The sequence below is a fragment of the Gemmatimonas aurantiaca genome (genome assembly GCF_037190085.1).
GTDB classification, from domain to species: domain Bacteria; phylum Gemmatimonadota; class Gemmatimonadetes; order Gemmatimonadales; family Gemmatimonadaceae; genus Gemmatimonas; species Gemmatimonas aurantiaca_A.
In genome coordinates this window covers 147,101-171,498 of record NZ_JBBCJO010000011.1, presented here as the reverse complement: position 1 = coordinate 171,498, position 24,398 = coordinate 147,101, and the positions used below count along the sequence as shown (strand labels likewise).

The following is a 24,398-nucleotide window of genomic DNA, read 5'->3' as shown; positions in this document are numbered from 1 at the left end:
CTCAGAAGATCACCTCAGTTCATACTGCAGTATCTGTTCGACAGAGGGAGCCCGCCACACGAATCCCGCCCGTTGCAATGCCCGTGGTTCCACGCGCTGACTCGCCAATACCGTGAGATTGGCCATTTCCGTGCCGAACAGCAACCTCAGCATGAAGGCCGGCACGCGCGCCACCGTCGGCCGATGCAGTACCGTCCCCAACAGGCGGGTGTAGGCCGCATTGGTCACGGGCTCCGGGGCCACCAGGTTCACCGGTCCGCGCAGTCCATCGTTTTCGAGACAGAACATCATGGCGGCCACGTGGTCGGTGAGAGCGATGGGGCTCATCCATTGCTGTCCGTTCCCCAACACGCCGCCCAGTCCCAGGCGGAAAACCGGAAGCTGAACGGCGAGAGCCCCTCCGCCGCTTCCCTGCACGATGCCCGTGCGGAGATGCACGACCCGGATGCCGGCCGCTTCCGCCGGCCCGGTGGCGCGCTCCCACGCCTGCGCGGTGTCGGCGAGGAAATCCCGTCCCGGCGCGCTCGTTTCGTCGAGCCGTTCATCTCCACGGCTTCCGTAGATGCCGATGGCCGAGCCACTGAGCAGCACCGCGGGTGGATGCGCGAGCCCGGCGAGTGTGCGCGCCAGCAGCGTCGTGCCCTCCACACGACTCGTGCGAATGGCGTGGCGCCGGGCCGCCGTCCATCGCCGGGCAATCGGCGCACCGGCAAGATGCACCACCGCATCGAGGCCTTCGAGCGCGCCGGCATCGAGTACGCCGCGCGCAGGATCCCAAGGGACATCCATGCCTTCACTCCGGCCGATGCGGACCACGACGTGGCCATCGGCGCGGAGACGGGTCACGAGTTCGGATCCGATGAACCCACTCGCTCCGGTGACTGCCACGCGCATGGATCGGAATGCCTCCACCTCAGGGGAATCGTGGGGAATCGTGCGGAGCGCACGCGGCGCATCACCAATATCCGGGACACCACCGTGCCACTACCGTCACCAGCCGCCGGCGTCCTCCAGATCCAGTACCCGCCAACAGTACCAACTGGCCACGCTGGCCCAGGGTCGCCAGGTCCGGGCGATTTTCTCCAGCCGGGCGGCATCGGGAAGATTGCGTGTCCGATAGATGCGCTGCGCACCTTTTCGGACGCCCAGATCCAGCACGGGCAGCACGTCGGGACGCCCCAGGCGGAACATCAGAAACATCTGCGCGGTCCACGATCCGATGCCGCGCACGGGCACGAGCGCATCGATAATGGCCTGATCGTGCATCGATTCCAGCCGGTCGAGCGGCAACCGGCCGTCGCTCACATGCAACGCAAGATCCTTGATGGCCCGCACCTTGGCCACCGACAGTCCGCACGAACGCAGTGCGTCGTCGTCGATGGCGAGCACACTTTCCGGCGTCGGATGTTCGACCTCCTCGCCGACATGGGTCGCCACATGTTTCAGAAAACGCCCGTGAATGGTAGCCGCCGCCGACCCGGAGAGCTGCTGATAGACGATGTTGCGCGCGAGATGCGCAAAGTGGGTTCCCTCACGACGCGGCAGCATCGTGCAGGGCCCCACCGCGGCAATGGCTTCCGCCAGCCGCGCATCACGCTCGGACAGTTCGGCAATGGCACGCGCCAGGCGCGCACGCGTCAGCGCCCTGGGTACGGAGCCGGCTGGTGGTACATCTTCTGCCATGGCGTTCGGGACAGCGACACCTCCGGCTACCCGTTTGGGGGCCCGCGCTGAAACACTCGCCCGCCGCTTCGCCGGAGGTGACATTACATCTTCGACGTGAACATGATGTGCGCCTTCGGTGTGCCGGGCAGCATCAGCCAGGGCTTGCTGTCCGAGGGCGTGGTGGAGAGCCCCGTGCTTTGGGGTGTGGCGAAGGGGATGTAGACCACGAACAGGGACCGTCCGTTTTTCACGGTGTTGGTCGCCGCATCGTATGCGTCTGGGGGCCCGAAGATCTGATAGAGCGCCGCGGGCTGCGTCGGCATCTTGAGCTTCCCGGCCTTCACCTCGGCAAACCGCACCGTGTCGACCTGGGCTCCGGTGGTTCCCTGGAGACGGAGGGTGCGCCCCCGGGCCATGAACGGATCGATGGAGTCCGCATAACAGGACACGTGGAACTGTTCCTCGGCGGGATCATCGGCGAGACAGAGCATGCCGTTTTTTGATGGCCTGAGAACTTCGAGTTTGCCGACCGTCTTATATCCAAGAACTCCTGCACCATCCCGCATCTCGGTCGGGAGCGCGAGGACAGCCGCCGCGATCTGTTCGGCGGCCGGCGGCACTTTCTGAGCCGTTGCGGCCGCAAGGGGCAGAACGAGGGAACCGAAGGCCAGACCGAGACTGCGCAGGGTGGAACGTACAGCAGGACAGGACACGTCAAACTCCAGAGAAAGAGGCCGACCGACGACGCCGTTGGTTGGGCTGCCAGATGCCATATTCTACGGGACTTATGCCGTCTCCCACAAATGCCGCGTCGAACGAAACGCTGGTGCGCTTCGCGAGACGGGTATCGCACGACCTGAACAACTTCTCCACGGTCGTACGCACCTACAGTGAACTGCTCCTCTCCGAACTTCCGCCCGACTCGCCCACGTACGCCGACGTGGCCGAGATCCAGCGTGCGGCGGAGAGCATGGTGCAGTACCTGGCGCGGGTGACCCGGTTTGCCCGTGCCGGTGCGATGCGACGGGTCCCGGTCGATGTGAGCAGCGGGATCGCCGAAGCGGTGGAGCAATTCGGCCGCGAACATCCCGGTCGTCCGGTGTCGATGTCGCTGGCGCCGGGTGCGACCATCATGGCCGACGCGTTGTGGTGGCGTGATGTGATGGGCGAGCTGCTGCTCAATGCCCACGAGGCGGCGCCGGCGGGCACGCCTCTCATGGTGGCCGTCAGCGCGACCGGCGAACGGGTCGACGTGTCCATCACCGACACCGGCAATGGGGTTCCGGTGTCGCTTGGCGATCAGGTGATGGAGCCGTTCGTGTCCGGCAAGCAGGGGGTGCGTGGTGCCGGTATCGGACTGGCGCTCGTGGCGGCGTTTCTCGAGGCGATCAACGGTTCGATCGGCTTCGAACGCGAGAACGGGACGACGGTGACGCGGGTGGAGATGCCTGTGGCGTAGCGAACAGGGGTTCTGGGTCGTGGGTTTGGAGTTGGGGGTGAACAGCCGGGTGACAGGTCCGGTGACCCGGGACGCGTGTCCCACCACCCGGTGGTTCACCCCCAAACCGTAAACCCCAAACCGTACAAACCCTTCGCTTCAGCCTGTCGCCTTTTTTCCACTCGCCGCACCCAGCAACGCCTCCGCAATCTCCCCGAGTGGCAGCACGTCCATGGCCGCGTCGAGTTTGACCGCCTCCCTCGGCATGCCATACACCACGCAGGTGTCCTCATTCTGTGCAACGGTGTAGGCCCCGGCTTCGCGCATCGCCAGAAGGCCCTTCGCGCCATCCGCACCCATGCCGGTGAGCACGGCGCCCACGGCATTGCGACCGGCACTGCGCGCCACGCTCTGGAACAACACGTCCACGGCAGGCCGCTGATGATGCACCTTCGGGCCATCCTTCACGCGCGCCACCCAGCGGGCACCACTGGCTTGCAGCACGAGATGTTTGCCACCCGGTGCCACGAGCGCGAGACCGGAGACCACATGGTCGCCGTCCTTCGCCTCCTGCACGCGCATCGCACACACCGAGTCCAGCCGCTTCGCAAACGATGCCGTGAAGTGCTCGGGCATGTGCTGCACGATGACGGTGCCCGGTGCATCCACCGGAAACCGGCGCAGCACCTGTTCGAGCGCCTGCGTGCCACCGGTGGATGCCCCGAGCGCGATGATCTTGTTGGTGGCGTCGAACGTCGCGATGGCCGGTCGTTGCATCGACGGCGGATCGATGGGCTCCATCCGCCGGGTCACCCGGGCATGGGATGCGGCGCGTACGGCGCGCACCAGCTCTTCGGCCACGTCCCCGGCCGCCAGCGACGAGCCGGGTTTGGCGATGACCTCCACCGCACCCAGTGAGAGCGCGCGCAGTGCCGTCTCGCTGTTCTGCGGCGTGAGCGAGCTGCACACGACCACCGGCAGCGGGAAGTGGCGCATCAGTTTGGACAGAAACGACAGCCCGTCCATGCGCGGCATTTCGATGTCCAGCGTGATGACATCGGGCTTGAGCTGCGCGATGCGCTCCCGTGCGACATACGGATCGGTGGCGGTGCCCACGACCTCGATGTCGTCCTGTTTCGACAGCGCCTCGCTCAGGATACGGCGGACGAGCGCCGAATCGTCGACGACCAACACCCGGATCACCCCGGGCCTGCGCAGGGACGGCAAGCGCTCTCCCGCACGCGCCGGCGCGCTGCCGCCATGGTCCGAAGACGTCGGCGTCGACAGCGTACTCACGAGCGTACTCACGCCGCGACGACCGCCTGCGCCGAACGGGTATCCGACCGCGCATCCTCGCGGCCGTTGCCGAAGAGATAGAGCCGCGCTTCCGCGCGCCCGTCCTCGACCCCGACCTGGATCCGGGCCACCGGTTCGTCGATGTCACGGGAGGGTAATGTGCCGTTCTCGTGCACGACCGGTGCCGCGAGATTGAAGATCACATCGGCGCCCGCGATCAGCGGCAGTACATGTCCGCAGATCACATTGGCGATCTCGCCCAGTGCATCACGCTGCAGCAGTTGATGACGGGACTGATCCGCGCCCAGCATGTTGGCGGCGATCGCCGGCAGCACATTCGCCGACGCCCGCACGACGAGCCGACCCATCAGTGGCCCCCGGAAGTCCACGGACACCGCCACGTCGAGCGGAGCCGCCGCCTGTTCGGGCGACAGCTCCATTTCGGGAAAGAGGAGCGCGAGCTCCTCAAAAGTCGCCGTCGTCGCTCGCGACAGGGACTGGACCGTAGTATTCGACATCGGTGACTCCAGTGATTCGCAGAATGGTGTCGCGCAGCGTTTCGGGCGCGAAGGGCTTGCGGACGATCGCGGCGCCAAGATCCTGCAGCGCCTGCAATCGCGTTTCACTGCCTTCGGTGGAAACCACGATCACCGGCAGTTGCTCCGTCTCCGGATCGGCGCGCAGACGCCGCAGCATCTCCTCGCCATTCATGACGGGCATGTTGATATCCAGCAGCAGCAGATCCACCCACTGCTCCTGCAGCGTGAACAGACCTTCCTCTCCATTGCCGGCTTCGAGCACCGTGCCCAGGGGAAGACCACTCATCCGCAGTGTCCGGACGACCATCTGGCGCATGACGGCGCTGTCGTCCACTACAAGAACGTTGAAGGCCATGCAGTCCGTCCGTCAGAGCTTGCTTTCTGTTCCGTTGATTTTGAGGGTGACTTCACCCGAAGCCACATCCACCCACATGGTGCGCGATGTCTGAATGCCACCGGTGTCGTTCGCGTGCACCATCACGCCGTTCTTCCACAGGAGCTTGCGAAGCGCGATCATGTTGCGCTTGCCGATCTGGAAGCGATCGTCCTCCTCGCTCGCCCCGGCATGCGCTCCACCCGCGACTTTCACCTGCATGCGCTCCTTCCGCGCACCCAGTTTGTAGCACTCCTTGAACAGCAGCGGCACGCCACTGTCCACGAACATCGCCGGCTTGTCCTGCATCTTCACCGGATCGATGGTGCCCGTGGGCAGCATCACATGCAACATCCCGGCCACCCCGGCCACCGGATCGTGCACGACGATCCCGAGACAACTGCCCAGGGCATACGTGATGAGACGTTCACCCGCGGTACCCGAGACCTTGAGGTCGGCGACACCGACCACGCGCTCCATGGCTCGCGCCGGCGCGATGATTCCCATGTTTACTTGACATAGACCGCGGGCTGCACGTACCGGAACCGGTGCGTGAGGCCGGTGAGACTCTCCGAATGCCCGACAAAGAGATGGCCGCCGGGACGCAACAGCGCCCAGTAGCGCTCCACGAGCTGTTGCTGCGTGGCCTTGTCGAAGTAGATCATCACATTGCGGCAGAGTATGGCATCGAACGGTCCCTGCATCGGCCACCGTTCCATCAGATTCAGCTTCGCGAACTGCACCAGTCGGCGAAGTGAACGATCCGCTTCACGGACGGGGCGACCCGCCGTGTCCTGCTTCTGCACCCAGTACTTCTGCAACCAGGCCGGCGGCACATCGCCCATCTGTTCGGCCGGATAGACACCCGCCTTGGCCTGCGCCAGCACACGATGGCTGATGTCGGTGGCGAGAATGCGCACGTCCCGCGACGCGATGTCCCGGAAGCCTTCGTTGCACAACATCGCCAGCGTGTACGGCTCCTCACCCGTCGAACAGCCCGCACTCCAGATCCGCACCGCGCCGGTGAGGTGCGGAAACACCTCGTCGCGCAGGAAGTCGAAATGCGAGGCTTCGCGGAGGAAGCTCGTTTTGTTCGTCGTGAGCACGTCGATCATCTCGGCGAACTCGCGGCGCGTCGCATCCCGCTCGACGTACGACAGATACGCATCGAAATCGGGCAGACCGAGCTTGCGCAGCCGCTTCGTCAGGCGCGCACGGACCAGCCCTTCCTTCCCTTCCCGCATCCGGATCCCGGCATGCTCATGGAGCAGACGCGTGATCCGGGCAAACTGCTCGGCAGTGAGTTCACACTCCGAGAGAAAACCGGTCGATGACACGGTCACGGCCATGGTGAAGTCCGGCGAACGGCGTGGAAACCGCGCACTCAGTCGGCGTGCGCCTGGGCCGCTTCGAGCGCGGCGAGTTCGGAGGTGGCGAGCACCTTGTCGATGTCGAGCAGCAGCTTCACGCGGCCACCGGCTTTGCCGATGCCGAGCAGGAACTCGGTGTGGATGCCGGCCCCGAACGCCGGCGCATCCTCGATGTCCCCCTCGACGATCGCCACCACTTCGCTCACGCGATCGACGACGATACCGGTCTGGACGCCCTTCATCTGCACGACGATGATGCAGCTCTCGCCGGCATTCTCCACATCCATGCCGAACTTGCTGCGCAGATCGGTGATGGGGATGACCTTGCCCCGGAGATTGATCACCCCGCGCACGAACTCCGGCATGCGGGGCACGCGCGTGATCGGCTGCATGCCGATGATTTCACTCACCTTGAGGATCTCGAGGCCGTATTCCTCGTCCGCGAGAAAGAACGTCAGGTACTTGCCGGCGCGCGACAGGGTGGCGGTGGCATTGTCGGACTGCGAGAGCGGCGTGCTCATGGCGAACTCGATTGAGATTGAAGATGCGGGCGCGCATCGCCCGATCCCTGGAGTATCGACGCCCCGGCGGCGGAGCTTCAATACGATGTGGCCGGTCTATGCTGCTCTATGCCGCCACGCGACGGGCGGGTTGCTCGTCGGTCTGCACCAGCGACAGCGTTTCGTTGACGTCGAGGATGAGCCCCACGCGGCCGTCGCCGAGAATCGCGCCGCCGCTGACACCCGGCACCTTGCCGAGCCCGTCGCCGAGCGCCTTGGCCACGACCTGCTGCTGCCCGAGCAGATCGTCCACGAGCAGCGCGGTGCGACGGTTTCCGTCGCCCACGATCATGAGCAATCCTTCGAGCGGCGACTGCACCGCGTTCGCCACATCGAACAGGCGATGCAGACGCACGACCGGCATCAGCTCGCCACGCAACAGGACCATCTCGCCCTTGCCCACCACCGTCGACATCATCGACGGTTCCGGGCGGAAGCTCATGTGGATGTGTGTGAGCGGGATGATGAAGCGTTCCTCGCCCACACGCACCAGCATGCCATCGGTGACGGCGAGCGTGAGCGGGAGACGGATGGAAAACGTCGTGCCCTGTCCCGGCGCCGACATGATGTCGATGCGACCGCGGATGGCTTCGAGATTGCGACGCACGACGTCCATGCCGACTCCCCGACCGGAGATGTCGGTGACCTTCTCCGCGGTCGAGAAACCCGGCGCGAAGATGAGGTTGAAGACATCGCTGTCGCTCATACCCTTTTCGGTCTCGATGAGCCCCTTCTCGATGGCCTTCTTCACGATCTTCTCGCGATGCAGGCCGCGCCCGTCGTCGATCAGTTCGACGACGACGTTGCCCGACGCGTGATAGGCGCGCAGACGCACCACGCCCAGGGGCGCCTTGCCGTTCGTGCGACGCTCCTGCGGCGGCTCCACGCCGTGATCGACGGCATTGCGGACCATGTGCACGAGCGGATCGCTGAGGCGGTCCACCATGTTGCGATCGATTTCGACATCGTCGCCTTCGGTGATGAACTGCACGGTCTTGCCGGCCTTCGAGGCCGTGTCGCGCACCACGCGCGCCAGCTTCTGGAAGGTCGGACGCAGCGGCACCATGCGCATCGACATCGAAAGATCCTGCAGTTCGCGCACGATCTTGCCGGCGTGCGTCACCTTGCGCTGCAGTTCGTGCTGCGTGCTGGTGTCGATGCTGTCGTCACCGGCGATCATCGACTGCGCGATCACGAGTTCGCCCACCATGTCGATGAGGCGATCGAGGCGATCGGTGCGCACGCGGATGGTGGCGTCTCCACTCGACTCATTGCGCGATTCGGTACGGGCCTTCGTGTTGCCGGCGCCGGCGGTCTGACCGGTGGCGCCCGCCACCTCGTGCTCGCTGTCGCCGATGGCACGGTCCAGCGGGAAGATGTCGTCGCCCCCGGAGAGGGACAGCGCCACGCCGTTGCCATCACGCGCGGGGTCGTAGCCGGCCACCGCGTCCTTCAATTCATCGTACCCTGCCGGCAGCATGATGCGACCATCGGTGGCCAGCGCCTTCTCCACCGCCGCCAGGAGATCCTTGAGCATGTCCACCGACCGCAGCGACAGATCGGCGCAGCCCTGCGTGTAGGCGATCTCACGATCGCGTACACGACTCAGCAGCGATTCCGCCTCGTGAGCGAATTCGGCGATGCGCGTGAGTCCGAGGAATGCCGACGTACCCTTCACCGTATGGAAGGCGCGGAATACCGTGTTGACCGCCTCCTCGTCGGCCGGGTTCTCCTCGAGCTGCAGGAGAGCGGCCTCCGAGTTCGTGACACATTCCCCGCTCTCCGTGATGAAATCGGAGAGCAGATCACGATCCACGTCGTCGGGCAGCTGTTCCACGGCGATGGTGCGCTGCCGCGCGGGTGCATGCAGAGGAACAGACGCGGGCGCGGCGACGGAAACCGCCGCCGGAACCGGCGTCGCCGGTGTCCTAGCGGATACGGCCGGCTCGGCATCGACGACAGCCGTGGCGCCGGAGGCGATCGCGATTGCCGCTGCGCCCCCGACGGTGGACGCCATGGCCTGCGCCACCGGGGCCGGTGACACACCTTCTTTTTCCACCACCTTCATGGCCTCTTCGATCGCCTGACTCACATCGGCGAACGCAGCCTGCGCGTCGGCGGCGGTGCCATTCACGATGGTGCCAAGAACACGCGCGGCGCGCGCGACGAATGGCTGCGCGCGCAACGGCACCCGATTCTCGAACGCGAGATCGGTGAGCGCGTCGCGCAGCACGGTCAGATCGGCAAGGTCGGTCGCCTCGAGCTGCATCAGCAGCGTGGCGGCGTCATCGAGATTCAGTGGAGACACGGGTGGATCGTCGAAGGACACATTGGTTTGCGAATACCGCTCATGGCACTCGCGACTCATTCGAGTATCGGCCGGAACGCGGCCGGGGTTTACACATCGCCAGAGATCAGAGGGCAGATTCTCAGACAGAGTCAGAAATCAGAGATCAGCAAGTCAGAACTCGGACGGCGATCGAATGATGAGAGATCAGACAACCACGAGGTCAGAAGTCTGAGCACTGACGGTCGAAAGGGCCGTGTGCACCACCGGCCTCGCTGGCCGGGCCTGCGGCCCGGGCGCCCCGCAAAACGCCGCGGCATCGCGTCAGCACCCCACCTGCGGACGAAGTGCTCCGACCTCTCATCTCGTAGGTCATCTGATTTCTCATTCCTCTATATCCATCTCAGTTCTGGCCTACTGATTTCTGACCTCTGACCCCGTCTGAAGATCTGAGGCCAGAGGCCAGATCCCAGAGGCCAGCCCCAGACGCACGCACGGCCCGCTCCTTCTGGGAACGGGCCGCGCGGGGCCAACGCATAACCGGGGGGATTACGCGGCCGGCGCCTTGATGCTCGTGAACAACTCGTCGGCGAGCGCCTGACGGCCCTCGGCGTTTTTCGTCGTCGCGTTCGGATCGTACGTCTTCTCGTCGGGCGCGCTGCCAGACCGCAGGGAATGCGACGTATCGACGTTGTGATCGAAGAGACGCGCCACTTCCAGCAGACGCTCCTCCATATCCACCAGCACCGACGAGGCATGCGCCAGCTGCTGAGACGTGATGTCCTGGAACTGCAGGGCACCCATCATCAGGAACAGTTCGTCGCGCAGGGTCGCCCGGATACCCGCGGCCTTCTCCCGGTCCGGCGCGTCTTCCGAATCGATCGTGTCGAGCTCGTCCACCATCTGCGTGGCCCGATCACAGGCATCCATGATGTTGATCGCCGCATCTTCGGTGGCGGTGGTCACTTCACGGATCTTTTCGTGCGTCGTCTGGAGGCGCTCCAGCGCGGTCGTCTGCAGGGCGGCGCGACTCTCCCGGAGACGGGCAAGGACATTGAGAATCTGCGCGTTCGCCTGCTCGAGAATGTTCGGCAAGTCGGCGAGGGAAATGGTGGGTGGCACAGGGCTCACGTCACGCGCGTCGTGCAGGCCTGTCAGCTCCTGATCGACGAGGCGGAGCGCGGCCTCGGATTCGTACAACACTTCATGCGCACGCGCACTGGTCATTGTTCGGTCCTCAGGCCGCCGCTGCGGGCAGAAGGGCGTCGATCTTTTCCTTCAGCACCTGCGGGGTGAACGGCTTGACGATGTAGTTGTTGACGCCTGCTTCCATCGCCGTGAGGATGTCTTCCTTCACGGAACGGGCGGTCACCATGAGCACAGGGACGTGACGGCCATCATCACGCGAACGCAGCACCTTCGTGAACTCGGTGCCGGTCATGTTCGGCATGTTCCAGTCGGTGATGATGAACTTGATGGAGCTGTCGAACTTGGCCAGCGCTTCCTGCCCGTCGCCCGCTTCCACCGTATCGTTGAACCCGATACGCTGCAGCGAGTTGATGACGATGCGACGCATGGTCGCCGAGTCGTCCACCACAAGGAACTTCATGCCGCCAATCTCCTGAGCAGGCCGGAATGAGAGACGTGACGACTACAGGTCGCCGCGTGTGAGAATGCGTCGGGCCACCTGGTCCACCACATCGAGGGTGTTGTAGGCACCGGACAAGACTTTCTGCCGCAATTCGGCCACACGGTCCGGATCGAGGGCGTCGCGCTGCTCCGCGTTCATCCGCCGTCCGGCATCCGAGATCTGCACCGAATCGGACTTGACCGGCCGCGTGGCCGGGGCCTGCGCGACTTCCTGGGCCGGACGCGGCGTGGCCGTCTGATTGGCCGGCGGCGTCCGCAGGGAGTCGATGTAACTGTTGATCTTCATAAGGGTCCTCCTCCTCACTTGAGGACTATCGGCATCCCGACCCGGTAACTTTACCGGGGTAGGTATTCCCGGTTACGGAACGCGACGTCCCTGTCGCCTGGAAGAGGCGCTGCCGACCGCTTTCTCCTCCCGCCGCTCGGGCGGACGGGCGGGAAACCGGATGTCCAGCGTCGGGGGCGCCGGTTCTGGCGCCACCTGGTCCTGCTGATACTGGGCTGCCGCACCGGCAGCCCATGGGCGGGACTCCCCGCGTGTCGCCAGCACGGCGGCCCGCAGACGGAGCTGCTCCACTTCATCGAACGCCAACAGCATTTCCTGCTCGGCCGCCGCGTCCAGTTCGTCCAGCTTCTCCTGCAACAGCTGGCCGAACCGTTCCGGACCGGACTCGGAAAGGATGTTGGAAGGCATGATCTATTCCTCGCGCCTACCGCACCCGATCCACGAGCCGCGGCTGCGACGTCGAGACGTATCCGCTCGTCGCATATCCCTGGGTCGCATGGGCCGCACGCTGCACGGCATCCAGTTCAGCGCGGATTTCCTCCGCACGGCGCGCCACGCGGGCCGCCAGGTCCACCGTGATCCGGTGTGAGGTCGTGAGCGCCGAGCACACCTCGGCCACGAGGGCGTCGGCTTCGTCGACGATCCGCTCCGTGGCGGCAAACAGCGCACTGTCCGCCGTGGGGCGCTCGTGACGCAGGATCGCGAGTTGTTCCGCGAGATCCTGCAGCAGTTCGTCGCGCTGCTCGAGCAGAGCCATCAGACGATGGGCATCCGCCTCCATCGCCCGGTCGGCTTCGCGCGCCAGTGCGTCGGCGCTGGCACACAGCGACAATGCCTGCTGCGCGGCCGCCCGACGGCGCGGTTCGGAGATCGAATCGGAGCGCCGACGCCGGGCGTCGAGCGTTCCGGCAAATGCGGAGAAGGTCACGCCGTCTTCAGTCGCTGAGCGGCAAGCTGCTGCGCCGCGCCAAGGAAGCCATCGCGCAGCAGCGTCGCGATGTTCACGAGCTTCTTCATCGTGACCGTATCACCCCGTCGGCCGATGTCGACAAGCTCGTACAGCATGAATTCGTACAGGGCCGCCAACTGATCGGCGACCGGACCGCCCTTCTCGAGATCGAGAGTGGTCAGCAGCTCCGTGACGATGCCACGGGAACGGTTCAGCGACACCACCCGCAACTCGATATCCTTCCGCTCCATCGCGATACGGGCCCGTTCGAGATTGATGACCAACTGCTCGAAGACGATGCAGACGAGCTTTTCGGGGGACGCGGCATGGATTTCCATTTCGCGGTAGCTCGCCATCTGCGACGCGTAAGACATGCGATCTGATGGGGAAAGACGTGGATCGGAGCGGGTGATCGTTCGGTCACCCGCTCTGGAGTATCGGCTAGCGCGTGTTCCCCTGAAGTCCCTGAATGCTGGAAAGCAGCGAGTTGCTCTGTGACGTGAGCCGGGTCATCGCCTCTTCCATCTGGGTGTAGCGGAGAATGAGCTGTTCACGCCGCAATTCGAGGCGGGCCTTCTCCTCGGTCTCGCGGTTGCGCAACCGGTCCTTGCTCTCGGCCAGGCTGTTGAGCTGGGTGCTGATCGCCCCCGTCCCGAACTGCGTGACGGAATCGGTGGCCGAGACGAAGGCCGCGCCAAGTCCCGAGAATCCGAACAGCGTTTCCACCTCGTCGGGTTTGTCGGCGAGCGCCTTCTTGAACGCGTCCTGATTGAAGGTGAGCATGCCGTTGCGGTCGAGGACCAGCCCGACATGCACCCCGCGGCTGTACGTCGAATTGTCCGAAACGTCGGTGCGCAACGCTTCGGTCATGGTGTTCACCACACGACGCAGCGAACTGTCGGCGTAGAGCGGCGCATCCACGGCCCGCTGCTCATCGTAGAAGGTGCGGATCGCGTTGTACGCATCCACCAGCTTCTTCGTGGCATCCACCGACGACTGCACGTCGCGATCGACGGCGACATCCACCGTCGTTCCCGGTTCGGCGGTCAGCAGATTGAGCGTCAGCCCGGGCACGGCATCGGCGATGGTGTTGCTGGAGCGTGTGAACTGCTGGCCGTCGACGAGGAAGATGGCATCGCGCCCTTCCTGCAACTGGCGACTGCGCCCGCTCACCGTGGTGCTGGTGGCGCCGAGCGACCCCGTACTGCCATCGGCGTGGGTCACGGTGAGTGACAGCGACAGGCGCGATGCCCCACCGGTGTCGTCGGTGAGACGGATGCGTCCATCGTCACCCAGCTGCGCGGTGGCCGTACGTGTCCCCGAACCGAAGCCCGAGCTCGTGTCGTTGATACGATCGAGCAGCGTCTGCATGGTGTCGCCGGCCTGCACGACCAGTCCATAGGTGACGACCGTGCCATCGGCGCGTGTGCCGCGGATGTTGATCGCGTCGCCCACGTTCAGGTTGGCCGACGTGCCATCGACCTTGAGCCCCGCCAGCGACGTCCCGGCCGTCGCGACGCCATCGCTGCTGCTGGTGAAGGCGGCGGTCTGCACGGTCTGCGCCACGGTGCCGGCCTTGCCGGCTGCGAAACCGAGGGCATCGATCACCGCCTGGGAATCGGGATCCCCACCCACAGCGGTGACATTGCCATCGGTCACGAGTCGGTAGCGCGTCTCGTCGCCATAGGTTTCGGCTTCCACGCTCGCCGATCCACCGGCCGCATTGATCTTGGCCGCGATCTGCGCGATGGATTGGTTGGCCAGGTCGGCGACGATGATCTTGTCACCCACGCGAATCGACGCGGGTTGTGGATACACCGACATCCCGAGCGCGACGGCCGCCGCCGCGGTGGACGAGGAGATCGGCCTGGAACGCGAATCGACGAACCCGAGTTCGCGCGCGATGCCATTGGTACCATCGGCGAGATCGAGACCACTGGCTCCCGACGACTTGGCCGTGATGACCAGACGTCCGGCCGTGCCCCCTTCCGAGATGATGGAAGCGGTCACGCCCACGTTGGCAGCATTGATCTTGTCGCGAATGCCCGACAGGGAATCCGCGGCATCCACGGTGATCGTGGCGCCGTTGATGGAAAAGGTCCCGTCGAGACCACGGGCCGCGCTGGTGTCGGCCACCGACCCGCCACCCAGCTTCGCCGTGTCGGCGACCTGCTGGACCTCGACGCGATACCGGCCACTGGTCGCCGTATTCGACGCCGTGGCCGTGAGCAGACTGCGTCCGCTCGAGGCACTGGTGGGGACGGTCGCCGTGTATCCACCGAAGCCCGCTTTGCGTACGGCCAGTGCCGCCGAATTCAGATCCTGGACAAGCGTTTGCAGCTTCTTCCAGGCATCCTGCTGCTTGGTCTGCAGCGAAATCCGCTCGGTGATGGGCGTGACGTTTCGAGCCTCCATGGCCGAAATCGTCGCGTCGACGAGATCATTCCACTGAACGCCGCTGCTCAGTCCGCTGAAGTTGTTGATCGATGTCGCCATGGTTGCCTCTACCTGCTAAGGCCATACCCCGGGGCCGGCTGTTACGCCGACCCCGGGGTCACATCACGCTGTGGGAACGTCAGGTTTAGCGGAGGATGTTCAGGATGCTCTGGGAGCCCTGGTTCGCCTGCGACAGCATCGCCTGCGCAGCCTGCGTGAGGATGTTGTTCTTCGTGAAGTTGGCCATTTCTTCCGCCATGTCGACGTCGCGAATGGTGGATTCGGCGGCCTTGACGTTCACGATGGCCGACTTGAGGTTCTGCACCGTGTAGTCGAGACGGTTCTGACCGGCACCGATGTTGGCCAGCACGTCGTTGATCGACTGCAGGTTGCTGTCCGCACCCGTCGACGAGGTCGGGGCCGAGCCCGGCGCCGTGTAGGCTGCGTTCACCGAGAACGTGGCACCATCTTCGTCGACCGCGAAGCTGTGCGACGCGAAGACGGCCGTGCCCTGGAACTTCGCCGCGCTGACGATACGGCTGATTTCGGTGTTCAGCGTGCCGACTTCGGTGGTCAGCGTCGCCGACACCGTCGAGTTCTGGCCCGAGGCCGCCTGCACCAGCAGTTCCTTCTGACGTTCGATGATGCGCTCGATCGTCGACGCGGCACCTTCGGCGATCTGCAGGAGCGCATTGCCCTGCTCGGCGTTGTTCGACGCAGCCTGCAGGCCGCGGTGCTGCGCGCGCAGCTTGTTCGCGATGGCAAGACCCGCCGCGTCGTCAGCCGCACGGCTGATACGCAGACCCGAGCTCAGCTTACGCATGCTGCTCTCGGTGGCCATGTTGTTCACGAACGCGTTGCGCGAAGCGGTAAGGGCGCCGACGTTGGTGTTGATACGCATGTGACTTATCCTCCGTGATATTGTCGCTGAGGCATCCGTGCCTCGTCCGGATCCGACTCTCGAATCGCGGTCAGTTCACAGTGTCGTCCGGACCGTTGGGAACTTGAGGCGCCGCGCCAACTCGTCGGCCGATCCGGCCCGGATCGTCACACCACGGACACGGTTTTTTCTGTGCCGTTTCACGGGAGGCCGTCGTCATCACGGCAATGGTCACTTCGTCCACGTCATTCCTAGCCGTCATTCCTGACCGTCATTCGTGGGGTCTTTCATGGCCGCGTTCATGACTGACCCGGCGGCGCGCTCCGTGGGGCACGATGGAGGGGCTGGCGCGCGTTCGATTCCGGAGCTGCTCGCGGCCGGTGAAGCGGCGCTGGCGGCGGGCCGCTATCGCGAGGCCGCCGAATGCCTCGAACCGGTGGCCGACGCGATGCCGGACCATGTGCCGCTGGTGCGCATGGCAGCCACCGCCTGGCAACTGGCCGGCCAGCGCAGCCGTGCCCGCGCCGTGCTCACCCGCGTGACGGATCGGGCCATCGACGTGCTCTCTGCCAACGACGCGCATGCACTCGGAGCGCAACTGCTCGACGTGGGAGCGCCCGATCGGGGATTGTATTGCTTCACCCAGGTGGCCCGGTCGCTTCCCAATCATCCGGCAGTGCTGGGCGCCCTGGCCGGCGCCCGACGTGCGCAGGGGGAACTGGACGACGCCTGGCGGCTCGTTCAACGCGCCACGACGGCCGACCGGCAGAATCCGGTGCTCTGGCTCACCGCGGCGCAGGTGCGCCATGGACAGGGTCAGCTCGACGAAGCGCTCAAGCTGCTGAAAAAAGCCGAGTCGTTGCGCCCGAGCCATCCGCCCACGCGACTGCAGCGTGCGCTCACCCGGCTGCTTGCCGGCGCCTCTACATATGGATGGGGAGACTTCGAACACCGGGGGCTGCCGTCGCTCCCCACCGGCCGCACACCATGGCGCGGCGAACCCCTGGACGGACGGTCGATCCTGGTGGTGTTCGAACAGGGCATCGGCGACCTCTTTCATTTTCTGCGTTTCGTGCCGCTGCTGACCGGACACGGCGCCGGAAGGATCGTCGTGGAGGCGCCCCGGTCGGCGGTTTCGCTGTTGCAGGCTTCCGGCTTCGACGCGGTTCCGGTGGGAGAAGCCCCGTCCACCGATTTTGCGGTGCCCGTGCTCTCGCTGCCGCTGCATCTCGGGACCGACAAGGCGACTTACGGCGATCTGGTACCCTATCTGCGAACCGGTGCCGCGGTGGACGTACCGGCACCCACGGCTGTTCCGACGCCGGTTTCCTCCGCTCCCGCCACACGCGAAGGGCCGACGCCTCTCCGCCGACGCCTGGGTCTCGTGCTGCGCGGTAACCCGAATTTCCTGGCCACCAACCTCCGGGACATCGGCAACGAATGGCTCGGAACGCTCCAGTCCATCCCGAACGTGGACTGGGTCTGGCTCCAACTCGGCGAAGCGCCTCCTGAAAAATTCCACTGCGAAAAGCCAAAACTGAGCGAAATCTGGCTCGAAACTGCTTTGTTACTGCAGTCGATCGACGGGATCGTCAGCGTGGATACCGGACTCGCGCATCTGGCCGGGGCGATGGGATTGCCCGTGTGGGTTCTGCTCCCATTCTCTCCGGACTGGCGGTGGGGATTGCAGGGGGAGTCGACGCCGTGGTATCCCAGCGCCACGCTGGTCCGCCAACCGGCGCCACGTGATTGGGGTGAGGCCATTGCCCGGTTGAGCCACCTGCTGGACCAGCCGGGCCGGGAAAGGCGCTAGAACCACGGGGATCGTCACACGGCCGGCAATTGTTGCCTCTCCCGTGCGACTCTTGCCGCGCCCGGTGAGAACGGGCATCGGACACAGTCACACAACTCATTTACTTACAATGACTTGGACATGGCATAGTTCATGCTTTGCGAAGGACGTCCGGCAGCCGGTCCCCGACTTCTTTCTTCCGCGCCCATGTCACTGTTCGCAACAGATTCTTCGCTGATGGAAACGGCGATCGGATCCTGGTCTCCCCCACCGTCCGCCGGACTTCCCGCCGACGTGCTGGCGAACCTGCTGCCGCAACTGGTGGCCGATGCGCTGTTGCGCGGACATGTGCGAAGCGCTGCCATGACCTTCGAACAGGCGGCCTCGCTGCTGCCGTTCGACCATCCGGCCATGCAGACGGCTCGCCAGTTGCTCGACCACTGCGCCGCCACCGATGCCGCCCTCCAGCAGCGGCAGATCGCCGGGGAGATGGTCATCATCCCCAGCCTGACGGAATCCGCTCCGGGCATTCCCCGCTTCCATGTCGGCGTGACCGAAACCGAACTGGCACACCCCGCCGTGGTGGCCTTCCTGCAGGCCGAGCAGGAGACCGGCGCCCAGGCCGAACTCCGCAACTTCCTCGAGCAGGCGCTGCTCGATGCCGACCGTTACATCGATCTCGACCCGGGCGTTGGCGCGGGCGTGTTGTCCGCACTGTCGTTGGCGTCGGGGCCCGTCGTGGCCGTCCCGGGCGACGACACCCTGCGTGCGCTGCTCGCCCGTAACGCCCCTCAGGTGGCCGGTGCCGAACGGCGCTCGGGTTCTCCAGTGCAGTTCGCCGCCGATATCGCCGAAGCCTGCGCGACCGTGACGGCCGAACGCACCGTCATTCACCTGGGCGATCTCCCGGTCTCCACCATCGCCATGTATGCCGCGGCCTGGCACGCGTATCCGATCGCATTCGCCTGGGATGCCAGCGATGCGTCGGTGGCCCAGTATGCGCAGCAGGAGCTCGAACAGTTCGGCGCATCCTCGTTCGTGATGGCGGAAGATGAGGAGGGACTCACACTCAGTCCGTTCCGGGAAGGCTGTGGCGCCACCACGGCGTTCGCGCTCACCGAGTCGTTCATCGACAGTCTGGGCGGGGCCTGAGATGCCCATCGCAGATGTCGCCACTCAGGTCCTCGCCCTGCGCGCCGCGCCGGTGGTGGGGGCGATCATCGACCTGGTCCCCTACGCACCGGCCCACCACGAAGCCGTCATCGGATTTCGCAACACCGAACGCGCCACCTACTTCCTGCATCAGCCCGAGCCCCTCACGCTGGACAAGCAGACGACGTGGTTTGCCGGCTATCAGGATCGCCGTGACGACGTGCAGTGGGCCATTGCCCGCAAGGACGGCGTCATCGTGGGCGCGACGGCGTTGTATGGCATCGCGGCCGACCGCTCGCACGCCGAAAAGGGGCGACTGGTGGTGGACGATGCCCGGGCCCGCGAAGCGCCGTACACACTGGAAGCCGAGTTGCTGCTGCTCGACATCGCCTTCGATACGTTCGGGATCACGCGTGTGGACACCTGTGTGCGTCATGACAACGGCGTGATGCAGAGCATCAATGCCCGTCTCGGTTTCGAACGCACGGGTGAACACGACATCCGTGGCGTGGAGTATTTCGACTACGCCCTCACCCGGGACCGCTATCGGCCCGCGGCGTTGCGTGCGACGGTCGACGCGTGGGCCCGCCGCGAGGTTCGAGCCAGCGAGCGCCTGGCAATCGTGCGCTGAGTCCCCCGGCATCACGTCCGCTCGCGTTTCGTTTCCTTTCGTCCTTTTCTGTTTCCGTCCATGACCTCCCTGACCTCCGCCGATCCGACCGAAACACTCGCGCGCCTGCGCGAAGCCTTCACGACGGCACTCGAGCTCGCGCCCGGCGTCGATCATGAAACGCTGGCCTACCGGGAAACCCCCACATGGGATTCGGTGGCGCACATGCAGCTCGTGGTGGCCATCGAGGGCGCATTCGACGTGATGCTCGAAACGGAGGAAGTGCTGGCGCTCAGCAGCTTCCCCGAGGCCCGCAACATCCTGCGCAAGCACGGCGTCGCGTTCTGATCATGACGATGGTGGTGTGCGTGACGGGTGCGACGCGCGGGATCGGCGCCGCCACGGCGGAGCGATTCGTCCGTGACGGCGCCACCGTATTCGTGGCCGGTCGTCATGCCGATGCCTGTTCGGATACCGCCGCGCGGCTCGGCGGCATCGGCCCCGGAACCGCCATCCCCCTCACCCTCGATGTGAGCGATCCAGCGTCGATCACCGACGCCTTCCGTACGATCTTCGCGACCACCAGGCGACTCGATGTGCTGGTGAACAATGCCGGCATCATGCCCGGTGGCATGCTGGGTACCATCGACCGGGCCACGCTCGATGCCGCACTGGCGGTGAATGCGAGCGGCGCGATTCTGTGTCTGCAGAGCGCCATGCGACTCATGCAGCGCACGAAGCATGGCGCCATCATCAATGTCTCGTCGGTGCTGGCCACGCATGGCGTCGCGGGCCGCACGGCCTATGCGGCGTCCAAGGCGGCGCTGGAAGCCGCGACCCGCGCCGCCGCGGTGGAATGCGCGCCGTGGGGCATCCGCATCAATGCCGTCGCCCCGGGCTGGATCGACACCGATCTGGTGGCCGACTACTCCGCCGCCGAACAGGACGTCATCCGCGCGCGTGTGCCGATCGGTCGTGTGGGACGCCCTGACGAAGTCGCGCAGGTGATCGCGTTTCTCGCCAGCGACGCGGCCTCCTATGTCACGGGAGCGATTCTTCCCGTGGATGGAGGGTATGTTCCGTGATGTCGCACACCATGGCGCCTTTCATATCGCATTTTGCACCGCCGTCCGACGCGGTGGCGCTCATCGACGGGGACACCGGCGATACACTGACCTATCATGAACTGCACGGGCTCGTGGGTGATACCACCGACGCCCTGCAGGCCGTGCAGGAAGGCGCCCGCGCCGGTGGTCATGTGCGCGCGAACGATCCGGTGTTCCTGCTCGTACGCAACGACATCACGTCGATCGTGGCCCTGTTTGCCCTGCGGGCCGCCGGTCATACCGTGATTCTGGTGGACGCCGCTCTCGATGCCACGCTCTCCCGGGCCCTGCAGGCCGCCTACCGGCCGGCGTTTTTCGTGGCGTCCGACGAATCGCTGCCTGCGCTGCCGAACTGCGCCATCTCCCTCACGGTCTCGACGGAGCAACGCAAGATCACGCTGCATCTGTCGGCACTGACCGATCAGCGCACGCTGCCCGACGTGCACGAGGACATGGCGTATGGATTGACCACGTCGGGATCGACGGGCAGCCCCAAGCTGGTGCGGCTCACCGAACAGGCGATCGTCGCCAATGCCCGCAGCATCGCTGCCGCGCTCGACATCTCGGCCGACGACCGGGCCATCACCTGTCTGCCGCTGCACTACGCCTACGGTCTTTCCCTGCTCACCAGCCATCTCGCGGTCGGTGCCTCGCTGGTGGTGACCGATCGTGGATTCATGGACGGACCGTTCTGGACCACGGTGAAGACCCATGGCGTCACGTCACTCGCCGGCGTGCCCTACATGTACGAAATGCTCGAGCGACTCGGCGCCGCGCGGGCGGTGCCGGCCAGCGTGCGGGTGATGACGCAGGCCGGCGGTCGTCTCGGCGATGAAGCGGTGGCCCGATTGCACACATTCATGGCGTCGCGTGGCGGCCGGTTCCATGTGATGTATGGACAGACGGAAGCGACGGCGCGTATTGCGGTGATGCCGCACGAATGGTTGCCGGCCCGGCTGGGCAGCGCGGGACGCGCCATCCCCGGCGGCACGATCGAGATTCACGATCTCGAGAGCCAAACCGGCAGTGACAGCGACGGCCATACGACGCGTGTCCTGGCCACTGGTGAAGCCGGAGAAGTGTGTTATCGCGGTCCCAATGTGATGCTGGGATATGCCACCACGCGCGACGACCTCACGCGCGGCGATGAACTGGGCGGTCTGCTGCACACGGGGGACATCGGACGGCTGGACGCCGAGGGTTGTCTCACGATCACCGGCCGGCTCAAGCGTATCGGCAAACTGTTCGGCGTACGCGTGGATCTCGATGCCATCGAGCGGCAACTGTCCGCCGAGGTACCGACAGCGGTCCTCGAAGGTGACAATCAGCTCGTCGTGTTCACGACGATGGCGGCATCGGATGCTTCGTCCATCGAAACCCTCGTACAACGTCTGGCCACCCAGTTGCGTGTGCAGCAGCGGACTATCGTCGTGAAGCCGATCGATGCCCTGCCGCGGACGGCGTCGGGCAAGGTGGACTATCCCGCGCTCCGTCGCGCGCTCTGAGATCGGCGAACCGCATCGTCATGGCGATCAGCACGCCCCCCGATTCCCTTTCCGATTCCATCGCACCCTTGCTGGCTGTTCCGCAGTACACGCGTGACCGCCACGAAAAAATCGAACGGCTTCGGGACGGTCTTGCTGCGTTGACGGCACATCACTGCGCGGCCTCGGCGCCGTATGCGCGACTGGTGGATGCGCTCTTTCCCGCGGCGCGGCATCGCATCGACACCATCGCCGATGTCCCCTGGGTGCCGGTGGGGCTGTTCAAGAGTCATCAACTGCAGAGCATCCCCGACAGCGACATCGCCACGGTGCTGGTGTCGAGCGGCACCACGGGTCAGAGCCCCAGTCGCATCGTGCTCGACCGGGATGCCGCGGCCCTGCAGCGCACGGCATTGGCCAGCATCATGAGCACACTGCTGGGGCCGAAGCGTCTGCCCATGCTCGTCCTCGACACGCCGTCCATCATCCGCGGAAAAGGTGCGCTGAGTGCCCGCGGCGCCGGCGTGCTCGGCATGATGACCTTCGGCGCGGCGCATGCCTTCGCGCTCGACGATGCGCTGGTGCCGCAACACGAGATCATCGCGCGTTTTCTCGAGCGGTTCGGCCACGCGCCCTTCCTGATGTTCGGCTTCACGTTCGTCGCCTGGCAGGCGCTCGTGGAGCAATTGCCACCGGGCAGCGTGGATCTTTCCCAAGGCATCCTCGTGCACTCGGGCGGCTGGAAGAAGCTGATCGAACGATCGGTGTCAGACGCAGTCTTCAAGAACCGTCTGCGTGAACACACCGGACTCACACGCGTGCACAACTTCTACGGCATGGTGGAGCAGATCGGCGGCGTCTTTCTGGAAGGCGACGATGGGCTGCTCTATCCGCCGGATTTTGCCGATGTGCTCATTCGCGATCCGCGCACGCTCGAGGTGGTTCCCCATGGCACCGAAGGCGTGATCCAGGTGGTGAGCCTCCTGCCGCGCAGTTATCCCGGTCACTCCATTCTCACGGAGGATCGCGGAATGATCGTACAGGAGGACGCGCCGGAAGCTTCTCGACGCGGCAAGGGTTTCAGGGTGTTGGGTCGTGTCCCCCGTGCCGAATTGCGCGGCTGCAGTGATGTGATCGCCACAACGGTTGGCGCATGAGCGCGCTCGTTCCGTTCGATGCGCGCACCCTGGCCTTCACGCATGCCCTGTCGCGCGCGCTGTCGTCGGATCCGGCACTCCGGCGCGAAGGTGCGGTGCAGGCTCTCGCATTCTGGCTGCGTCCGGTCGAAACGCGAAAACTCGAAGCGCACTTCCGTTCGCTCGAAGGCGACGAGTCCGTTCTCGTTCCGCGCGGCACGGTGTTTCATGTGCCGCCGTCCAATGTGGACACGCTGTTCGTGTATTCGTGGATTCTTTCGCTGCTGGCGGGCAACAACAACGTGGTGCGTCTTTCGCAGCGATTGAGCGGTGTGGGTGCGCGTGTGGCCGCGGTGGTGGAAAACGTGCTGCAGCAGCCGGAACACGCCGACGTGGGCGCCGTCTCACGATTCGTGCGCTACGGCCACGACGACGCGCAGACCGCGGCACTGTCGACGCAGTGTGATGTGCGTGTGTTGTGGGGAGGGGATGCGGCGGTGTCGTCGCTGCGGGCCATTCCGTTGCCGCCCCATGCCATCGAGCTGGTATTCCCCGATCGTTACAGCGGGTGTGTGCTGGTGGCACAGGCCGTGGCGGCACTCGACAACAGCGAGCGCGACGCGCTGGCTGACCGATTTGCCAACGATGCGTTCTGGTTCGACCAGAATGCCTGCGCCTCACCACGTCTCGTGGCGTGGATCGGTTCGCCGGAAGATGTCGATGACATCGCGCCCGACTTCTGGGCACGCGTGGCAGCCGCCGCGGCGCGACGTGGTGTGCACAGTGAAGCCGGGACCGTGCTCGCCAAACTCACCGAGGCCGCGCGTGCCGCCATCGATGAAGGCGCCACACAGGTCTCGCGCGTCTCGCCGGAAGTCACGGTGGTGCGACTGGCCACGCTCGAATCGCTGCGTCGCGTTGCACCGGGCGGTGGTCTGTTTCATGAAGTCGCCCTGCCCTCGCTGGACGCGCTGGCGCCCTGGCTCGTGCGACGAGATCAGACGCTCACCGCCTTCGGTCTGTCCCGCGAGACGCTGGTGGCCGCCGCGCGGGCCTTCAATGGTCGCGGCATCGATCGCATCGTGCCCGTGGGCCAGGCGCTGGCGTTCCACCACGTCTGGGATGGCTACGATCTGCTCCAGCAGTTCACCCGACGCGTCAGCATCACCGCTCAGGGTTGGTAGTCGGGTCTCGGGAGGCCAGCCCCCGATACCCGACCGGCAATGTGACACCGGCAATTGATGCCGGTTGCTCGAAACCCGCTCGCTAAACAACGCACAAGTGATTGTTTTACAATGACTTACAAATGGCTCACTTCTTGCTTAATCGAATGGCGATATCCGGGCGACCCGCCCTTTGTGGTACCACCATTCGGTTTTCCCCCATCCC

The 24,398-nt window shown here is 65.2% G+C and carries 27 protein-coding genes; 9 read left to right on the top strand and 18 right to left on the bottom strand.

All coding sequences use genetic code 11. The annotated features are described in order from the left end of the window. Window positions 1-9: 9 nt before the first annotated feature. The 3 genes from WG208_RS14250 to WG208_RS14240 form a co-directional block, all read right to left on the bottom strand. On the bottom strand, window positions 10-894 hold the full coding sequence (locus WG208_RS14250; protein ID WP_337172045.1) for a TIGR01777 family oxidoreductase: 885 nt from the start codon (window positions 892-894) through the stop codon (window positions 10-12). A gap of 96 nt (window positions 895-990) precedes the next feature. Next, the gene (locus tag WG208_RS14245; protein WP_337172044.1) at window positions 991-1,683 is read right to left on the bottom strand and encodes a DNA-3-methyladenine glycosylase; all 693 of its coding nucleotides are present in this window, start codon (window positions 1,681-1,683) and stop codon (window positions 991-993) included. Window positions 1,684-1,766: 83 nt separating this feature from the next. After that, complete coding sequence (locus WG208_RS14240; RefSeq protein ID WP_337172043.1) at window positions 1,767-2,378, bottom strand: hypothetical protein; 612 nt, start codon at window positions 2,376-2,378, stop codon at window positions 1,767-1,769. 74 nt (window positions 2,379-2,452) lie between these two features. Here WG208_RS14240 and WG208_RS14235 point away from each other — a divergent pair, with 74 nt between their 5' ends. Further along, window positions 2,453-3,124 (top strand): HAMP domain-containing sensor histidine kinase, encoded by a 672-nt coding sequence (locus tag WG208_RS14235; RefSeq protein WP_337172042.1) that lies wholly within the window; start codon window positions 2,453-2,455, stop codon window positions 3,122-3,124. 138 nt (window positions 3,125-3,262) lie between these two features. Here WG208_RS14235 and WG208_RS14230 read toward each other — a convergent pair whose 3' ends face one another. The 15 genes from WG208_RS14230 to WG208_RS14160 all read right to left on the bottom strand — a co-directional run bounded on the left by WG208_RS14230 (window position 3,263) and on the right by WG208_RS14160 (window position 15,750). Continuing rightward, complete coding sequence (locus WG208_RS14230; protein WP_337172041.1) at window positions 3,263-4,411, bottom strand: chemotaxis response regulator protein-glutamate methylesterase; 1,149 nt, start codon at window positions 4,409-4,411, stop codon at window positions 3,263-3,265. Continuing rightward, window positions 4,408-4,917: a chemotaxis protein CheX gene (locus tag WG208_RS14225; protein ID WP_337172040.1), complete on the bottom strand. Its 510-nt coding sequence runs from the start codon at window positions 4,915-4,917 to the stop codon at window positions 4,408-4,410. The genes WG208_RS14230 and WG208_RS14225 overlap by 4 nt, the downstream gene beginning before the upstream one ends. Beyond that, a complete protein-coding gene (locus WG208_RS14220) occupies window positions 4,865-5,293 on the bottom strand; it encodes a response regulator (RefSeq protein WP_337172039.1) in 429 nt (142 codons plus the stop codon). Before WG208_RS14220 ends, WG208_RS14225 begins: the two co-directional genes overlap by 53 nt. A 12-nt stretch (window positions 5,294-5,305) precedes the next feature. Then, window positions 5,306-5,818: a chemotaxis protein CheD gene (locus WG208_RS14215; protein ID WP_337172038.1), complete on the bottom strand. Its 513-nt coding sequence runs from the start codon at window positions 5,816-5,818 to the stop codon at window positions 5,306-5,308. 2 nt (window positions 5,819-5,820) lie between these two features. Next, entirely contained in the window at window positions 5,821-6,660 is an 840-nt protein-coding gene (locus WG208_RS14210) for a protein-glutamate O-methyltransferase CheR (RefSeq protein ID WP_337172037.1), read from the bottom strand. Window positions 6,661-6,695: 35 nt separating this feature from the next. Beyond that, window positions 6,696-7,202, bottom strand: coding sequence for a chemotaxis protein CheW (locus WG208_RS14205; RefSeq protein WP_337172036.1), 507 nt, complete (start codon window positions 7,200-7,202; stop codon window positions 6,696-6,698). Between the two features lie 106 nt (window positions 7,203-7,308). Continuing rightward, on the bottom strand, window positions 7,309-9,549 hold the full coding sequence (locus tag WG208_RS14200; RefSeq protein ID WP_337172035.1) for a chemotaxis protein CheA: 2,241 nt from the start codon (window positions 9,547-9,549) through the stop codon (window positions 7,309-7,311). 528 nt (window positions 9,550-10,077) lie between these two features. Further along, window positions 10,078-10,755: a hypothetical protein gene (locus WG208_RS14195; RefSeq protein ID WP_337172034.1), complete on the bottom strand. Its 678-nt coding sequence runs from the start codon at window positions 10,753-10,755 to the stop codon at window positions 10,078-10,080. 10 nt (window positions 10,756-10,765) lie between these two features. After that, a complete protein-coding gene (locus WG208_RS14190) occupies window positions 10,766-11,137 on the bottom strand; it encodes a response regulator (RefSeq protein ID WP_012681848.1) in 372 nt (123 codons plus the stop codon). A gap of 42 nt (window positions 11,138-11,179) precedes the next feature. Further along, window positions 11,180-11,464 carry a flagellar biosynthesis anti-sigma factor FlgM gene (locus tag WG208_RS14185; protein ID WP_337172033.1) on the bottom strand — a complete coding sequence of 95 codons (285 nt, stop codon included), beginning with the start codon at window positions 11,462-11,464 and terminating at the stop codon, window positions 11,180-11,182. 72 nt (window positions 11,465-11,536) lie between these two features. Next, the gene (locus WG208_RS14180) at window positions 11,537-11,872 is read right to left on the bottom strand and encodes a hypothetical protein (protein ID WP_337172032.1); all 336 of its coding nucleotides are present in this window, start codon (window positions 11,870-11,872) and stop codon (window positions 11,537-11,539) included. Between the two features lie 16 nt (window positions 11,873-11,888). Next, a complete protein-coding gene (locus WG208_RS14175; protein ID WP_337172031.1) occupies window positions 11,889-12,392 on the bottom strand; it encodes a hypothetical protein in 504 nt (167 codons plus the stop codon). Then, on the bottom strand, window positions 12,389-12,787 hold the full coding sequence (gene fliS / locus WG208_RS14170; RefSeq protein ID WP_337172030.1) for a flagellar export chaperone FliS: 399 nt from the start codon (window positions 12,785-12,787) through the stop codon (window positions 12,389-12,391). The genes WG208_RS14175 and fliS overlap by 4 nt, the downstream gene beginning before the upstream one ends. Window positions 12,788-12,854: 67 nt before the next feature. Beyond that, window positions 12,855-14,909, bottom strand: a complete 2,055-nt coding sequence (gene fliD / locus WG208_RS14165) for a flagellar filament capping protein FliD (RefSeq protein ID WP_337172029.1) — start codon at window positions 14,907-14,909, stop codon at window positions 12,855-12,857. Window positions 14,910-14,994: 85 nt separating this feature from the next. Beyond that, complete coding sequence (locus WG208_RS14160; protein WP_337172028.1) at window positions 14,995-15,750, bottom strand: flagellin; 756 nt, start codon at window positions 15,748-15,750, stop codon at window positions 14,995-14,997. 280 nt (window positions 15,751-16,030) lie between these two features. On the opposite strand from WG208_RS14160, the gene WG208_RS14155 reads away from it, so the two are divergent. From WG208_RS14155 to WG208_RS14120, 8 genes are all read left to right on the top strand, one after another. After that, a complete protein-coding gene (locus WG208_RS14155) occupies window positions 16,031-17,542 on the top strand; it encodes a tetratricopeptide repeat protein (RefSeq protein ID WP_337172027.1) in 1,512 nt (503 codons plus the stop codon). A gap of 186 nt (window positions 17,543-17,728) precedes the next feature. Continuing rightward, complete coding sequence (locus WG208_RS14150) at window positions 17,729-18,673, top strand: hypothetical protein (RefSeq protein WP_337172026.1); 945 nt, start codon at window positions 17,729-17,731, stop codon at window positions 18,671-18,673. A 1-nt stretch (window position 18,674) separates the two neighbouring features. Continuing rightward, window positions 18,675-19,304 carry a GNAT family N-acetyltransferase gene (locus tag WG208_RS14145; RefSeq protein WP_337172025.1) on the top strand — a complete coding sequence of 210 codons (630 nt, stop codon included), beginning with the start codon at window positions 18,675-18,677 and terminating at the stop codon, window positions 19,302-19,304. 60 nt (window positions 19,305-19,364) lie between these two features. Beyond that, the gene (locus WG208_RS14140) at window positions 19,365-19,631 is read left to right on the top strand and encodes an acyl carrier protein (protein WP_337172024.1); all 267 of its coding nucleotides are present in this window, start codon (window positions 19,365-19,367) and stop codon (window positions 19,629-19,631) included. Between the two features lie 2 nt (window positions 19,632-19,633). Next, window positions 19,634-20,368 (top strand): SDR family oxidoreductase, encoded by a 735-nt coding sequence (locus WG208_RS14135; protein ID WP_337172023.1) that lies wholly within the window; start codon window positions 19,634-19,636, stop codon window positions 20,366-20,368. Window positions 20,369-20,379: 11 nt separating this feature from the next. Further along, window positions 20,380-21,894, top strand: coding sequence for an AMP-binding protein (locus WG208_RS14130; RefSeq protein WP_337172022.1), 1,515 nt, complete (start codon window positions 20,380-20,382; stop codon window positions 21,892-21,894). Between the two features lie 20 nt (window positions 21,895-21,914). Beyond that, window positions 21,915-23,030, top strand: a complete 1,116-nt coding sequence (locus WG208_RS14125) for an acyl-protein synthetase (RefSeq protein WP_337172021.1) — start codon at window positions 21,915-21,917, stop codon at window positions 23,028-23,030. Beyond that, window positions 23,027-24,193 carry an acyl-CoA reductase gene (locus WG208_RS14120; protein ID WP_337172020.1) on the top strand — a complete coding sequence of 389 codons (1,167 nt, stop codon included), beginning with the start codon at window positions 23,027-23,029 and terminating at the stop codon, window positions 24,191-24,193. The genes WG208_RS14125 and WG208_RS14120 overlap by 4 nt, the downstream gene beginning before the upstream one ends. The last annotated feature ends 205 nt before the right edge of the window (window positions 24,194-24,398 follow it).

Coding starts and splice junctions, on each gene's coding strand:
- WG208_RS14210 (WP_337172037.1), bottom strand. CDS start 6,660: ATGGCCGTGACCGTGTCATCGACCGGTTTTCTCTCGGAGTGTGAACTC.
- WG208_RS14195 (WP_337172034.1), bottom strand. CDS start 10,755: ATGACCAGTGCGCGTGCGCATGAAGTGTTGTACGAATCCGAGGCCGCG.
- WG208_RS14155 (WP_337172027.1), top strand. CDS start 16,031: ATGACTGACCCGGCGGCGCGCTCCGTGGGGCACGATGGAGGGGCTGGC.
- WG208_RS14185 (WP_337172033.1), bottom strand. CDS start 11,464: ATGAAGATCAACAGTTACATCGACTCCCTGCGGACGCCGCCGGCCAAT.
- WG208_RS14180 (WP_337172032.1), bottom strand. CDS start 11,872: ATGCCTTCCAACATCCTTTCCGAGTCCGGTCCGGAACGGTTCGGCCAG.
- WG208_RS14125 (WP_337172021.1), top strand. CDS start 21,915: ATGGCGATCAGCACGCCCCCCGATTCCCTTTCCGATTCCATCGCACCC.
- WG208_RS14250 (WP_337172045.1), bottom strand. CDS start 894: ATGCGCGTGGCAGTCACCGGAGCGAGTGGGTTCATCGGATCCGAACTC.
- WG208_RS14130 (WP_337172022.1), top strand. CDS start 20,380: ATGGCGCCTTTCATATCGCATTTTGCACCGCCGTCCGACGCGGTGGCG.
- fliD (WP_337172029.1), bottom strand. CDS start 14,909: ATGGCGACATCGATCAACAACTTCAGCGGACTGAGCAGCGGCGTTCAG.
- WG208_RS14145 (WP_337172025.1), top strand. CDS start 18,675: ATGCCCATCGCAGATGTCGCCACTCAGGTCCTCGCCCTGCGCGCCGCG.
- WG208_RS14190 (WP_012681848.1), bottom strand. CDS start 11,137: ATGAAGTTCCTTGTGGTGGACGACTCGGCGACCATGCGTCGCATCGTC.
- WG208_RS14235 (WP_337172042.1), top strand. CDS start 2,453: ATGCCGTCTCCCACAAATGCCGCGTCGAACGAAACGCTGGTGCGCTTC.
- WG208_RS14120 (WP_337172020.1), top strand. CDS start 23,027: ATGAGCGCGCTCGTTCCGTTCGATGCGCGCACCCTGGCCTTCACGCAT.
- WG208_RS14225 (WP_337172040.1), bottom strand. CDS start 4,917: ATGTCGAATACTACGGTCCAGTCCCTGTCGCGAGCGACGACGGCGACT.
- fliS (WP_337172030.1), bottom strand. CDS start 12,787: ATGTCTTACGCGTCGCAGATGGCGAGCTACCGCGAAATGGAAATCCAT.
- WG208_RS14150 (WP_337172026.1), top strand. CDS start 17,729: ATGTCACTGTTCGCAACAGATTCTTCGCTGATGGAAACGGCGATCGGA.
- WG208_RS14220 (WP_337172039.1), bottom strand. CDS start 5,293: ATGGCCTTCAACGTTCTTGTAGTGGACGACAGCGCCGTCATGCGCCAG.
- WG208_RS14160 (WP_337172028.1), bottom strand. CDS start 15,750: ATGCGTATCAACACCAACGTCGGCGCCCTTACCGCTTCGCGCAACGCG.
- WG208_RS14140 (WP_337172024.1), top strand. CDS start 19,365: ATGACCTCCCTGACCTCCGCCGATCCGACCGAAACACTCGCGCGCCTG.
- WG208_RS14245 (WP_337172044.1), bottom strand. CDS start 1,683: ATGGCAGAAGATGTACCACCAGCCGGCTCCGTACCCAGGGCGCTGACG.
- WG208_RS14205 (WP_337172036.1), bottom strand. CDS start 7,202: ATGAGCACGCCGCTCTCGCAGTCCGACAATGCCACCGCCACCCTGTCG.
- WG208_RS14135 (WP_337172023.1), top strand. CDS start 19,634: ATGACGATGGTGGTGTGCGTGACGGGTGCGACGCGCGGGATCGGCGCC.
- WG208_RS14215 (WP_337172038.1), bottom strand. CDS start 5,818: ATGGGAATCATCGCGCCGGCGCGAGCCATGGAGCGCGTGGTCGGTGTC.